Source organism: Sulfitobacter sp. PR48, assembly GCF_028807335.1.
Taxonomy (GTDB): domain Bacteria; phylum Pseudomonadota; class Alphaproteobacteria; order Rhodobacterales; family Rhodobacteraceae; genus Sulfitobacter.
In genome coordinates this window covers 1-12,278 of sequence record NZ_JARAMM010000009.1, presented here as the reverse complement: position 1 = coordinate 12,278, position 12,278 = coordinate 1, and the positions used below count along the sequence as shown (strand labels likewise).

The 12,278-nt window shown below is 62.9% G+C and carries 13 protein-coding genes and 1 other RNA gene; 11 read left to right on the top strand and 3 right to left on the bottom strand.

Annotated elements, in window-relative coordinates; all coding sequences use genetic code 11:
• Positions 1–6 precede the first annotated feature (6 nt).
• The 3 genes from PVW51_RS13110 to rplM form a co-directional block, all read right to left on the bottom strand.
• Positions 7–999: an LLM class flavin-dependent oxidoreductase gene (locus PVW51_RS13110; RefSeq protein WP_274575483.1), complete on the bottom strand. Its 993-nt coding sequence runs from the start codon at positions 997–999 to the stop codon at positions 7–9.
• 219 nt (positions 1,000–1,218) lie between these two features.
• Entirely contained in the window at positions 1,219–1,707 is a 489-nt protein-coding gene (rpsI, locus tag PVW51_RS13105) for a 30S ribosomal protein S9 (RefSeq protein WP_269361826.1), read from the bottom strand.
• 2 nt (positions 1,708–1,709) lie between these two features.
• A complete protein-coding gene (gene rplM, locus PVW51_RS13100; protein WP_114277296.1) occupies positions 1,710–2,171 on the bottom strand; it encodes a 50S ribosomal protein L13 in 462 nt (153 codons plus the stop codon).
• Between the two features lie 254 nt (positions 2,172–2,425).
• Here rplM and PVW51_RS13095 point away from each other — a divergent pair, with 254 nt between their 5' ends.
• The 11 genes from PVW51_RS13095 to PVW51_RS13045 all read left to right on the top strand — a co-directional run bounded on the left by PVW51_RS13095 (position 2,426) and on the right by PVW51_RS13045 (position 12,040).
• Positions 2,426–2,740: a hypothetical protein gene (locus PVW51_RS13095; RefSeq protein ID WP_269361823.1), complete on the top strand. Its 315-nt coding sequence runs from the start codon at positions 2,426–2,428 to the stop codon at positions 2,738–2,740.
• The gene (locus PVW51_RS13090; RefSeq protein WP_274575481.1) at positions 2,740–3,801 is read left to right on the top strand and encodes a hypothetical protein; all 1,062 of its coding nucleotides are present in this window, start codon (positions 2,740–2,742) and stop codon (positions 3,799–3,801) included. Before PVW51_RS13095 ends, PVW51_RS13090 begins: the two co-directional genes overlap by 1 nt.
• Positions 3,802–3,824: 23 nt before the next feature.
• Positions 3,825–4,173, top strand: a transfer-messenger RNA (tmRNA) gene (gene ssrA, locus PVW51_RS13085).
• 536 nt (positions 4,174–4,709) lie between these two features.
• On the top strand, positions 4,710–6,740 hold the full coding sequence (locus PVW51_RS13080) for an ATP-binding protein (protein ID WP_274575479.1): 2,031 nt from the start codon (positions 4,710–4,712) through the stop codon (positions 6,738–6,740).
• Between the two features lie 509 nt (positions 6,741–7,249).
• Entirely contained in the window at positions 7,250–8,065 is an 816-nt protein-coding gene (locus PVW51_RS13075; protein WP_274575477.1) for a chromate resistance protein ChrB domain-containing protein, read from the top strand.
• The gene (chrA, locus tag PVW51_RS13070) at positions 8,062–9,309 is read left to right on the top strand and encodes a chromate efflux transporter (protein WP_274575476.1); all 1,248 of its coding nucleotides are present in this window, start codon (positions 8,062–8,064) and stop codon (positions 9,307–9,309) included. Before PVW51_RS13075 ends, chrA begins: the two co-directional genes overlap by 4 nt.
• A gap of 72 nt (positions 9,310–9,381) precedes the next feature.
• On the top strand, positions 9,382–9,864 hold the full coding sequence (locus PVW51_RS13065) for an SspB family protein (protein WP_114277302.1): 483 nt from the start codon (positions 9,382–9,384) through the stop codon (positions 9,862–9,864).
• 108 nt (positions 9,865–9,972) lie between these two features.
• Entirely contained in the window at positions 9,973–11,364 is a 1,392-nt protein-coding gene (fumC, locus tag PVW51_RS13060) for a class II fumarate hydratase (protein ID WP_274575473.1), read from the top strand.
• Positions 11,361–11,537 (top strand): DUF4169 family protein, encoded by a 177-nt coding sequence (locus tag PVW51_RS13055; protein WP_269361810.1) that lies wholly within the window; start codon positions 11,361–11,363, stop codon positions 11,535–11,537. The genes fumC and PVW51_RS13055 overlap by 4 nt, the downstream gene beginning before the upstream one ends.
• Entirely contained in the window at positions 11,534–11,758 is a 225-nt protein-coding gene (locus PVW51_RS13050; RefSeq protein WP_269361808.1) for a ribbon-helix-helix domain-containing protein, read from the top strand. Before PVW51_RS13055 ends, PVW51_RS13050 begins: the two co-directional genes overlap by 4 nt.
• Before the next feature lie 18 nt (positions 11,759–11,776).
• Complete coding sequence (locus PVW51_RS13045; protein WP_274575464.1) at positions 11,777–12,040, top strand: N-(5'-phosphoribosyl)anthranilate isomerase; 264 nt, start codon at positions 11,777–11,779, stop codon at positions 12,038–12,040.
• Positions 12,041–12,278: the final 238 nt, after the last annotated feature.

The following is a 12,278-nucleotide window of genomic DNA, read 5'->3' as shown; positions in this document are numbered from 1 at the left end:
TCCTGTTCAGGCGGATTCAAGGATCAACGCCTGCATCACCTCCGCCGCAATCTCAAAGGACCTCAGCCGCGCCGCATGGTCGTGGATCTGACCGGTCAGGATCAGCTCGTCCGGCTGATGGCGCGCGATCAACCCGGCCAGCTGCGCGCGCACCGTCTCGCGGCTGCCGACGGCCGTCACCCGCAGCGCCTGATCCACGCCGCGCCGCACCGCCTCGCCGATCTCGGCGTCGATATCCGCCACCGGGCGCGGCAGCTTGCCGCGCTGGCCGGTGCGCATCCGGGCAAAGGCCTGCTGCATCGAGGTCCGCAGATAGGCCCCTTCCGCATCGGTCTCGGCGGCAAAGACATTTACCGCCAGCATGAACTGCGGCTTGTCCAGCTGCGCCGAGGGCTGGAACTGTTGCCGGTAGACCGCCACCGCCTGCTCCAGCGCATCGGGGGCAAAATGCGAGGCAAAGGCGTAAGGCAGCCCGAAATGCGCCGCCACCTGCGCGCCGTAGAGCGAAGATCCCAGGATCCACAGCGGCACATGGGTGCCCTCGCCCGGCAGGGCACGCACCGTCGCATGGGGCACAGGCGCGCCAAGATAACCCTGCAATTCGGCCACATCGCCCACGAAATCGTCGCTGCCCACCCGGCGCAGCGCCTGATAGACCGCCTGATCGCCCCCCGGCGCGCGCCCCAGGCCCAGGTCGATCCTGTCACCATAAAGCGTGGCCAGCGTGCCGAATTGTTCCGCAATCGCCAGCGGCGCATGGTTGGGCAGCATGATGCCCCCGGCCCCCACCCGCATGCTGCGGGTCACGCCGGCCACATGGCCGATCAGCACCGATGTCGCGGCAGAGGCGATGCCGGGCATGTTGTGATGCTCCGCCATCCAGTAGCGGTGATATCCCAGCGCCTCGGCCCGCTGCGCCAGTTCGGTGGTATTGCGCATCGCCTGCGCAGCATCGCTGCCTTCGGGGACAGGTGCCAGATCGAGAAGGGAATATTTCACGGCAATCTCCTTGTTGCTTCCCAAGATAGACAGCCGCGGCCCGGGTAAAACCCTGCCGCATTCTTTTTGGCAAGAAATATTCCCGGTGGGGGTCCGGGGGAGGCAGCGCCTCCCCCGTCGGTCGGCGCGCGCCAGCGCGTCGAAATCACTTGAAAAATCTCAGAAAACGAAAAGGCCGCACCAGATGGCGCGGCCTTTCCCGAAAATATGAACAGCAGCTTAACGCTTGGAGAACTGGAAGCTCTTACGCGCCTTGGCCTTGCCGTATTTCTTCCGCTCGACAACGCGGCTGTCACGGGTCAGGAAACCTGCCGCTTTCAGCGCGCCGCGCAGGGAGGGGTCATAAAGCTGCAGCGCCTTGGAGACACCGTGCTTGACCGCACCGGCCTGACCGGACAGACCGCCACCCTTGACGGTGGCGACCACGTCGAACTGGCCTTCGGTATTGGTGATGCCGAAAGGCTGCGCCAGGATCATCTGCAGCACGGGGCGCGCAAAATATTCGTTCTGCGGCTTGCCGTTGACGGTGACCTTGCCGGAACCGGGCTTGATCCAGACGCGGGCAACCGCATCTTTCCGCTTGCCGGTGGCATAGGCACGGCCCAATTCGTCACGCACGGGCTCACGCGGGGTCAGCTCAACTTCCGGTGCTGCGGCGATGCCTGCAACTTCGGCCAGATCTTCGAGTGTGTTGATTTCGTCAGCCATGCTCATGCGCTCCGGGTGTTTTTCTTGTTCATGGACTTCACGTCCAGAACGTCGGGGTTTTGCGCCTCGTGCGGGTGCTCGCCACCTGCATAGACGCGCAGGTTGGTCATGATCTGGCGGCTCAGGCGGTTGCCGGGCAGCATGCGCTTGACGGCCTGGGTCACGACCCGCTCGGGGTGCGCGCCTTCGAGGATCTGCGCCTTGGTGCGGCTCTTGATCCCGCCGGGGTGGCCGGTGTGCCAGTAGAAGTGCTCTTCACGCTTCTTGCCGGTCATCTGGATCTTCTCGGCATTGATGACGATGACATTGTCACCGCAATCCATGTGAGGGGTGAAGGACGGCTTGTGCTTGCCGCGCAGCCGCATGGCAACGATCGACGCAAGACGGCCCAGCACGACGCCTTCGGCGTCAATGATGATCCACTTCTTGTCGATGTCTGCCGGTGTTGCAGAGAAAGTTTTCATCGGAAATTCCCGTTTGGTGGTGAAAGCAGGGGCAAAGCACCCTGCCTGGTAACTGATGGGCGGGTTATAAACATCCCCCGCGCCCGGTCAAGCGACACTTTGCCGGATTTATCATGCAAAAACAGATACTTGAAATTAAGGTATTATTTTACCCCATCCCGCACCGGGTTCCGCACCCGGTTTGCGGCACAAGGTTCCCGTCTGCCCCTCTCCCGTGCTAAAGCTGCTCCTGTCGCGTCACAACAGGCTCTTCGATGTTTTCGCCCCCCGGCCCTCTTCTTGCCACCCTTGTCCTGCTGGTGCTGTCCACCGCCATCGGCATCCGCCCCGTGGTCAAGCTGATCCAGGTCTATGAGGCGCGCCACGAATTGCGCCCCGGTTCCGCCGGGCGCATCCGGTCGCTTGCGGGCTGGGCGGTGATTGCCTTCTGGCTGATGGCGACATGGTTTTTCGCCACCATCATCGGCGACTGGCATGTGACGGGCGATCTGGCGGGGGCGATAGACCGGTCCTGGCTGCGGCTGCGCATCCTGCTGGAAATCGCCGCCGCCCTGGGGGACAACGACTGATGCCGGGTGACAGCACCGAGCGGGTTGAAGCGGATCAGGCCGCGCTGTCCTGCGCCGCCTGTGGCGGGCATTGCATCTTTTCCCCGCTGAAGGGCAAGCTGGAATGCACCAGCTGCGGCACCGCCCATGACGTCGTGACCCCCGAAGACGCCGATGCGGCGCGGGAATTCGCCTATGACCCCGAGGCGCCGGAGAACGATCCGCCCGAACTGACCCGCGAGCGCATCTATCAGTGCCGCAACTGCGGCGGTGCCGTCCTCTTTGTGGGCGCGACCCTGTCCGAACATTGCCCCTATTGCAATGGCCCGGTCGTGCTGGGGACCGGGGATGCCGGCTATCGGACCAAGGCGCTGATCCCGTTTCGGGCCGATCACGGTTTTGCCCGCCGCCAGATGCGGGCCTGGGTCGGCAAAAGACTGGCCGCGCCAGGCAGCCTGCCCGCGCTGCTGGAAGACGCACGGCTGGCCGGGCTTTATGCGCCCTTCTGGACTTTCGACAGTCACGAGGCCCTGCGGTACTGGGCCAAATACACCACCGGCACCGGTGACAAACGTCGCACCCACAAGACCTCCGGGGCGCTGCAGATCGCCTTTGACGACCTGCTGATGCCCGCCTCGCCCCATGTCACGCCGCTGATCCGCGACGGCATTCTGCATGATTTCGATCCCGGATCGCTCCGGCCTTTTCATGCGGGCTATCTGGCGGGATTTGCAGCCGAGCGCCATCACCAGAGCGTCGCACAGGGGCTTGCCGCCAATGCCCCCGACAAGAAACTGCTGATCCGAAACCGGATCAGGCATCACATCAACAAATCCGGCGTTCACGACATCCGCTATCAGACCGATACCACCGGCATCCATTACCGCCGCATCCTGCTGCCGGTCTGGATCGCGCATTACAGCTATGACGGCAAACCCATGAAGGTGGTCGTCTCGGGCATCGACGGGCGCACCTTTGGCGAACGCCCCTTTTCGAAATGGAAACTGGCCGCCTATGCCGCGGCCCTGTCGGCCATGGCAATTGCGCTGGGGCTGGCCTGGGGTGCCGGCGGGCTGCTCTGACGCCGGTCGATTTCATCACCTGGGAGATTGAAAACCCCGGCCCGCTGCCCTATATCTGGAGTGTTCTTCGGAACTATGGACATAAACGCGCTCGTAATAAGCGGATCGGACCCGGGGGCGGTACCCGGCGACTCCACCAACATCCTTCATTTGGGGATCATGGGGTCGAAACAGGATCGACGAACGTCTAAAGGGGTTTTGCTTTGTCTCGGCTGACTGCCACCGTTATCGGCGTAAAAAGTACAATTGCAAATGACAATAGTGCTCCAGTAGCAATGGCCGCGTAAGCGACCGGAGAGACTGAAATCTAAGTCCTTGGGTTTAGCGACTTAAGGCGGGGTTCGCAGGCACCTGGCAACAGAAGCCTGCACTTTCCCCTACCTCGATGGCCGGAATGCGATGCGGATCAGCATCAGGGCGGTCTGCCCTTTTTGTCAGATGCACTGCCTATGACCCGGTGATCCGGGCCGAATCCGCTGCCCCGGAAACGCGCGGCGCCCCCCCAATCGCCCCGCCCGGATGCCAGGCCGTCCCGTCCCTGAAAGGCAGATCTTTCTTGCGAAAACGGCGATCCCGGCGCGGTATCGGCATGTCGCCGCACTGGCATCAAAGGTTATTTTGCCACCCGACGGGCGGGACATTTTGACCCTATCCAGATTCCTGTCTTGCCCTGATGCGGTCATTTTCAGATGATGTGATCGGGTCACACTATGCCATAATTTCCCCGTTAGATTGAAATATCAGTGGCTTGGTCACGGTTTTTCCCAATTCTGGGCAAATGTTTGTGTAGGTGGTTCGGATAAAAAGACAGAACGATACAGGACAGAAAGTTAGGCCGAGATATGACCCGCTACACGGGAAATCGCCCCACACCCCAGCGTTCCCTGTATCTGTGGGTGCCGCGTATCATGCTGATTGCGGCCGTCTGCGGCATCATTGTTGCCTTTGGCAAGAAGATCGAGAACCTGTCTTACCAGACCTATCTGCAAAGCCTCCGGCTGAATGCCACGATTGAGCTGTCCACCATCCGCGAACAATTCGAATCCGAAATGGTGGACCGCGTCCTGCGGATCACCCAGCTGGCCTCCGCCCTGTCGGAAAACCCCGACATGAACCAGACCGAATACAACATCAAGGCGGTCGATTTCCTGTTGCAAAGCAATGATGTGATCAACATTGCCGCAGCGCCCGACCTGGTTGTCAGCATGGTCTTTCCCAAGACCGGCAACGAAGCGGTGCTGGGGCTGGATTATCGCGCGAACCCGGCGCAATATCCGAAAGTGGCCGAAGCGATGCGCACCGGACGCGGCCAGATCGACGGGCCCGTCGATCTGGTGCAGGGCGGGCGCGGCCTGATCCTCCGACAGCCGGTCTTTACCAAGCGCAACGGCCAGACGGAGCCCTGGGGGCTGCTTTCCGTGGTGCTGGATTACGATTCATTCGTCGACAACATCAGCAGATCGAACCTCTCGGAACGCTATGACATCGTGCTGCGCGAAAGGCGGATTGACGATGCCCCGACGGCCCAGGTGCTGCTGGGCGACATTGACGCGCTCAGCCAGGATCCGGTGGTGATGACCCTCAACATTCCGCTGGGCATCTGGGAACTGGCAGCCACCCCGGCAGAGGGCTGGCCACAGCGCCGCCCGCAATTCTATTGGCATTGGGCCTTGCGTCTTGCCTTTACCTCGCTGGTTGCCTTCGGCCTGATGTATGTCCTGCGGCTGGCCGATAACCGGCGGAACGCGGAAAGCCGGCTGCAGAACGGCATCGAGGCGCTGCACCATGGCTTCGTGATGTTCGATCCCGAAGGCAGGCTGATAGCGATGAACCAGAAATACGCCGAAATGCACGGCCCCTCCTCTGTCGTGAAGATCGGTGTGAAATACGAAGATATCGTCAAGTCCAGCCTGGCCAAAGGGGTCATCCGCGGCGCCGTCGGCCGCGAGGAGGAATGGCTGGAGGGCTGGCGCAACCGCCCGCTGGACGGCTCTTCGGATCCCGAACAGGTCCTGCCCGACGGGCGCATCATGCAGACCTCCGACCGCCTGATGGAGGATGGCAGCGTGGTGGGCCTGCGCATCGACGTGACCGACCTGAAACGTGCCCAGCAGGCGGCAGAGGCCGCCAACAAGGCCAAGACCGATTTCATGGGCGTGTTGAGCCATGAATTGCGCACGCCGCTGACCGTGATCCTGGGCCATGCCCGCCTTGCCCGCCATGTGGACCGCCTGCCCCCTGCGGTGGCCCTGCACGAGGCCCTCAAGGCCCATCCAGAAATCGCCGAGGAGATCGAGCCGCATCTGAAATCGCTCACCGGGCAGATCGTCAACATGATGACCCGGCTGGAACGTTCGGGCGAACACCTGCTGTCGCTGATCAGCGAGATCCTGGATTTTGCCAAGCTCGAATCCGGCAGCCAGGCCATTCAGCCGACCCAGAACGACATCAACGAGATCGTTGGCCCGGTCGAAGATCAGATGCGCCCGATGATTGAGGACAAGGGCCTGGAATTCGACGTCTCCGTCGAACCCGGCGAAATCTATGCCGATGCCAACCGGGTCCGCCAGGTGCTGATCAACCTTGTCGGCAACGCGGCGAAATTCACCCAGACAGGCAGCATCAAGCTGCATGTGGTCATGGATGACAACCTGGTGGAATTCAGCGTCGCGGATACCGGCATCGGCATTCCCGAAGATCAGGTCAGCCGGGTCTTCGAGGCGTTCCACCAGGTTGATGCCTCTTCGACCCGTCAGTTCGGCGGCACCGGCCTTGGCCTCGCCATTTCACGCGATATCGCCGAAATGCATGGTGGCACGCTGACCGCCAGCAGCGTCCCCGGTCAGGGCAGCACCTTTGTCCTGCGCCTGCCCCGGGAACCCGAGGAATCCGAAGAATCCACCGAAACGCCCGAAGAACGGCAGAATATGGTTGCCTAGGACCTGTCGCAGGTCGTGCTGCATCTTTGACTCGGCGCTGCGGGTTATCTGACTCCCTGCAATGGGCCGCATCATGCATTCGTGACCCAATCGTCAAGCGCATCCGTCCCAGACCGGTGCTTTGACGCGGTTTGGGTCAAGGACCGGAGTGCGGACGTTGCTGCCGTGCGCGACACCCGAAACAGGTCGCGCCCGAACCGAGGGGCGGTTCGGGCGCTGCCAAAGCTTTGCTTTGGCAATAGGTCTGCACTTTGAGAGCACAGGTTTGGCCTCCTTTCTGCCACTCGTTACGATCTGCGGACAGGTCCGGTTTCCCATTATTGGGTCAAATGATGACGTAAACGCCAAAGTCAGCTGACGCTCAACACTTGCCGGACGCCCCCGCACCTCACCATCCGGCCTTGACAGAAGCGCGCCGGGGTGCTGTCTGGGGGCATGGGGTTCTCCGCGAACGCCCCGTGAGGCGCCAGCCAAAGTTCGCATGTATCCCACTTGAGAGGACGCATGCCATGGCTGCCCCGAATGAAATAACTGTACCGCAACTGCTGCGCCTGATTGGCACGCCGGACTGCCCGGTCATCGTCGATATTTCCATTGACCCGGACTTTGCCGAGGATCCGTTTCTGATCCCCGGCTCCTTCCGCCACCCCCATACCGATATTGCGGGCCTCAAGGCACGCCTGAACGGGCGGGCCTGCGTGATCACCTGCCAGCGCGGCATCAAGCTGAGCCAGGGGCTGGTCGCCCGCCTGCGCGCCGACGGGCTGGCGGCGGAATATCTGTCGGGCGGGATGTATGGCTGGCGGGACCATCCCGACACCCTGCGCATCCCCGCAACCGCCCTGCCCGCACCGGTGGACGGCGCCACCCTCTGGGTGACGCGCCACCGGCCCAAGATCGACCGGATCGCCTGCCCCTGGCTGATCCGCCGTTTCGTGGACCCGGACGCGCGGTTCCTTTTTGTCTCGCCCGGCGAGGTGATGGGCGTGGCCGCGCGCTATGATGCGGTGCCTTTCGATGTGCTGGACGTCCGTTTCTCGCATGAAGGTCCCTTGTGCACCTTCGACAAGATGCTGTCCGAATTTGCCCTTTCCTCCGACGCGCTTGACCGGCTGGCACAGGTTGTGCGCGCGGCCGATACCGATACCCACGACCAATCCCCCCAGGCGGCGGGGCTGCTGGCGCTCTCGGTCGGGCTGTCGCGCCAGTACCGCGATGACCAGATGATGCTTGAGGCGGGCATGGCGCTTTATGACGCGCTCTACCGCTGGGCCCGCGACGGACAGGACGAAGGCCATGACTGGCCTGCGGACCGCGCGTCATGAGCGCGCCCGGCTGGCCGGAAATGACCCGTGTCTTTGGCCGCATCGGGTTGCTGTCCTTTGGCGGGCCGGCGGCGCAGATCGCGGTGATGCACCGCGAGCTGGTCGAACACCGCCCCTGGCTGGGCGAGGAGGCGTTTCTGCGGGCGCTGTCGCTGTGCATGCTGCTGCCGGGGCCGGAGGCGATGCAGCTGGCCACCTATGCGGGCTGGCGGCTGCGCGGCGTGGCGGGAGGGCTGCTGGCGGGGCTCCTGTTTGTCGTGCCGGGCGCGCTGGTCATTGCCGTGCTGGCACTGGGCTATGCCTGGTACGGGCAGCTGCCGCTGGTGCAGGCCGGATTCCTGGGGATCAAGGCGGCGGTGATCGTCGTGGTGTTCCAGGCGCTGCGCAAGGTGGCGGGCAAGGCCCTGCACGGCGCAGAGGGCTGGGTGCTGGCGGTGCTGTCCTTCCTGGCGCTCTTTGTGCTGGGCCTGCCCTTTCCGCTGATCATTCTCTGTGCCGGGCTCTGGGGGATGATGCGCGGTCAGACCACCGGGGCGGTGCCGGATGATCTGCCCGCCCGCCCCGCCCGGACCGGGCGCACCCTGCTGGTCTGGTCCGCGCTCTGGGCCGCGCCGCTGCTGGCGCTCTGGGCACTGGATCAGGATTTCCTGCTGCAGCTTGGTCTGTTCTTTTCCAGGCTGGCGGTTGTCACCTTTGGCGGCGCCTATGCGGTGCTGGCCTATATGACCCAGACCGTGGTTCAGGACTACGGCTGGATCAGCACCGACCAGATGATCGACGCGCTGGGGCTGGCGGAAACCACGCCGGGGCCGCTGATCCTGGTGACGGAATTCGTGGCCCTGCTGGCGGGATTCGCACAGTCAGGCGTCAGCGGCGCATTGGCGGCGGGTTTGCTGGCACTCTGGGTCACCTTCACCCCCTGCTTCTTGTGGATCTTCCTTGCCGGCCCCTACCTGGAGCGGATTTCTGCGCAGCCCCGGCTTGCCGGAGCTTTGCGCGCGATCACCGCCGCCGTTGTCGGCGTGATCGCCAACCTCTCCGTCTGGTTTGCGCTGCATGTGATCTTCGACCGGGTCGAAGGCGCGTTTTTCCTCGCCATTCCGGCCCCGGATCCGGGCAGTTTCAACATCCTGGCCTGCCTCCTCGTCATCGCCGGCATGGTCCTGATGCTGGGCTTCCGGCGGGGTTTTGTGCTGACAATGGCGGCACTGACAACCGCCGCCTTGCTGATGGCTCTGGTTTGACGCTGTACCCCCTTTTCCTTGCCGGGGAATGGGCTATGCTGAGGCGGCCCAAGGGCACAACCGGAGTGAACGATGAGCCGAAAGATCGACTATGGCAACCTGATGCACGAGGCCATGCGGGGCTTGATCCGCAAGGTCCTGCTGGATGTCGCGGAACGCGGTCTGCCGGGGAATCATCACTTTTTCATCACCTTCGACACCTCGCACCCGGATGCGGAACTGGCCGACTGGCTGTCTGACCGCTATCCAGGCGAAATGACCGTGGTGATGCAGCATTGGTACGACAAGCTGGACGTCGGCGAAGAAGGCTTTGCCGTGACGCTGAATTTCGGGGATGCGCCGGAGCCGCTTTACATCCCCTATGATGCGATCCGCACCTTCGTCGACCCCTCGGTCGAATTCGGCCTGCGCTTCGAACAGCAGGACAGTGGCAGCGCCGCGGACAAGACCGTCGAGCGCGGCGATCTGCCCCAGCAGACCGAAGATGAGCTGGAGGTGCCGGAGGAAGACCACAAGGACGCCGAAATCGTCTCGCTCGATTCGTTTCGCAAATAGAGTCCGATAGATCCCTTCCGGCAGCCTGTTAGCGCCACCTGCCGATTGCGCAGGGCGCGGCGGGTCGCTACACCCATGCGCAACCGACAAAGACATCAGGAGCCCGACATGGCCGATACCCGCACCGAAACCGACAGCTTTGGCCCGCTCGAAGTTCCCGCCGACAAATACTGGGGCGCACAGACCCAGCGCTCGATCATGAACTTCCCCATCGGCTGGGAACGCCAGCCGGTTGCGATCATCCGGGCGCTGGGGGTGATCAAGAAAGCCTGCGCCGAGGTGAACCTTGGCTTTGGCGATCTGGACGCGGCACTGGCTCCGGCGATCAAACAGGCGGCACAGGAGGTGATCGACGGCAAGTTCGACGACAACTTCCCGCTGGTGGTCTGGCAGACCGGCTCCGGCACCCAGTCGAACATGAACGCGAACGAGGTCATCTCCAACCGCGCGATCGAAATCATGGGCGGGCAGATGGCCTCGAAAAGCCCGGTGCACCCCAATGATCACTGCAACATGGGCCAGTCGTCGAACGACACTTTCCCCACGGCGATGCATGTGGCCATCGGCATGGTGGCGCGCGACACGCTGCTGCCGGGCCTGCGCAAGCTGCACACCGCCCTTGCGGCCAAATCCGAGGAATTCAAGGACATCATCAAGATCGGCCGCACCCATACCCAGGATGCGACACCGCTGACCCTGGGCCAGGAATTCGGTGGCTACGCGCATCAGATGGCCAAGGGCATCGCGCGGGTCGAGGCCTGCCTGCCCGACATCTATGAGCTGGCGCAGGGCGGCACCGCCGTCGGCACCGGTCTGAACACCCGCAAGGGCTTTGCCGAAAAGGTCGCGGCCGAAATCGCCAATATCACCGGCCTGCCCTTTGTCACCGCCCCCAACAAGTTCGAGGCACTGGCCGCCCATGACGCGATGGTCATGTTCTCCGGCGCGCTCAAGACCGTGGCGGCCTCCATGTTCAAGATCGCCAATGACATGCGCCTGCTGGGCTCCGGCCCGCGGTCGGGTCTGGGCGAGCTGATCCTGCCGGAAAACGAGCCGGGATCGTCGATCATGCCGGGCAAGGTGAACCCGACCCAGGCCGAGGCGCTGACCATGGTCTGCGCCCATGTGATGGGCAATGATGCCGCCGTGGGCTTTGCAGGCTCGCAGGGCCATTTCGAGCTGAACGTCTACAACCCGATGATGAGCTACAACGTGCTGCAGTCCATGCAGCTGCTGGGCGATGCGGCGGGCAGTTTCACCGACAACATGGTGGTGGGCACCAAGGCCAACGAGGCGCGCATCGACAAGCTGATGAAGGAAAGCCTGATGCTGGTGACCGCACTGGCCCCCACCATCGGCTATGACAACGCGACCAAGGTCGCCAAGACCGCCCACAAGAACGGCACGACCCTCAAGGAAGAGGCAATTGCGCTGGGTTTCGTGGATGCGGAAACCTTCGACCGCGTGGTGCGGCCGGAACAGATGATTGGACCCAAATGAGCGCCCCCATCAACCTCAACAAGGTGAAGAAAGAACGCAACCGCGCGTCCCGCAAGGCCCGCGCGGATGAAAACGCGGTACAGTTCGGACAGACCAAGGCGCAGAAAGAAGCGCTGAAGGCCCGCGCCGAGCAGATCGCGCGCAATCTGGAGGGCCACAAACGCGAGACATGAGCGGCCGGCCTGTCAAACATTCGGTGACCCTGCAGGGGCACCGGACCTCCATCTCGCTGGAGGATGCCTTCTGGGACGAGTTCCGCGCCATTGCGGCGTCCCAGGGCCAGCCGATCAACGCGCTGGTGGCGCAGATCGACGCGGAACGTGACGTGGACACCGGCCTTGCCTCGGCCATCCGGCTGTTTGTGCTGCGCCGGTTAAAGGATCGTTTACCTTGATTGCGCTAGGCTCGCGCCATGTCTTTGCCGATGGAAATGTCACCGCAGCATTGGGTGACCCATGTCTTCAGCTCGAAAGCGGCCCGCGAGGGTGGCGTGGTGCGCCGCAAGATCAGGGACATCGAGCGTTACGTGGGGCTGGATGCCTTTCTTCTGGAACTTGACCGCAGGGGGTTCTCGGCAGTTGAGAATGCGGGGCAACTGGTGATCTTCTGCAATCAGGAACCAGTGCGGATCGCCTCCGGAACCATTCTTTCAAGGAAATCCGTGCCGAACCTGTGAAGGCATCGGGCTTGCAAAATCCGCGGGGCTTGTATCGTTTTCTTTGAAGAAAACGGCCCGGACTTTTTGAAAAGTCCGCATCCACCCGGTCCGCGCCGAAGAGATTCACCTCACAGCCCCTGCTCCGACCAGAGGCACCAGAACCCGTTTACTTTGAAGAAAACGGCCCGGACTTTTTGAAAAGTCCGCATCCACCCGGTCCGCGCCGAAGAGATTCACCTCACAGCCCCTGCTCCGA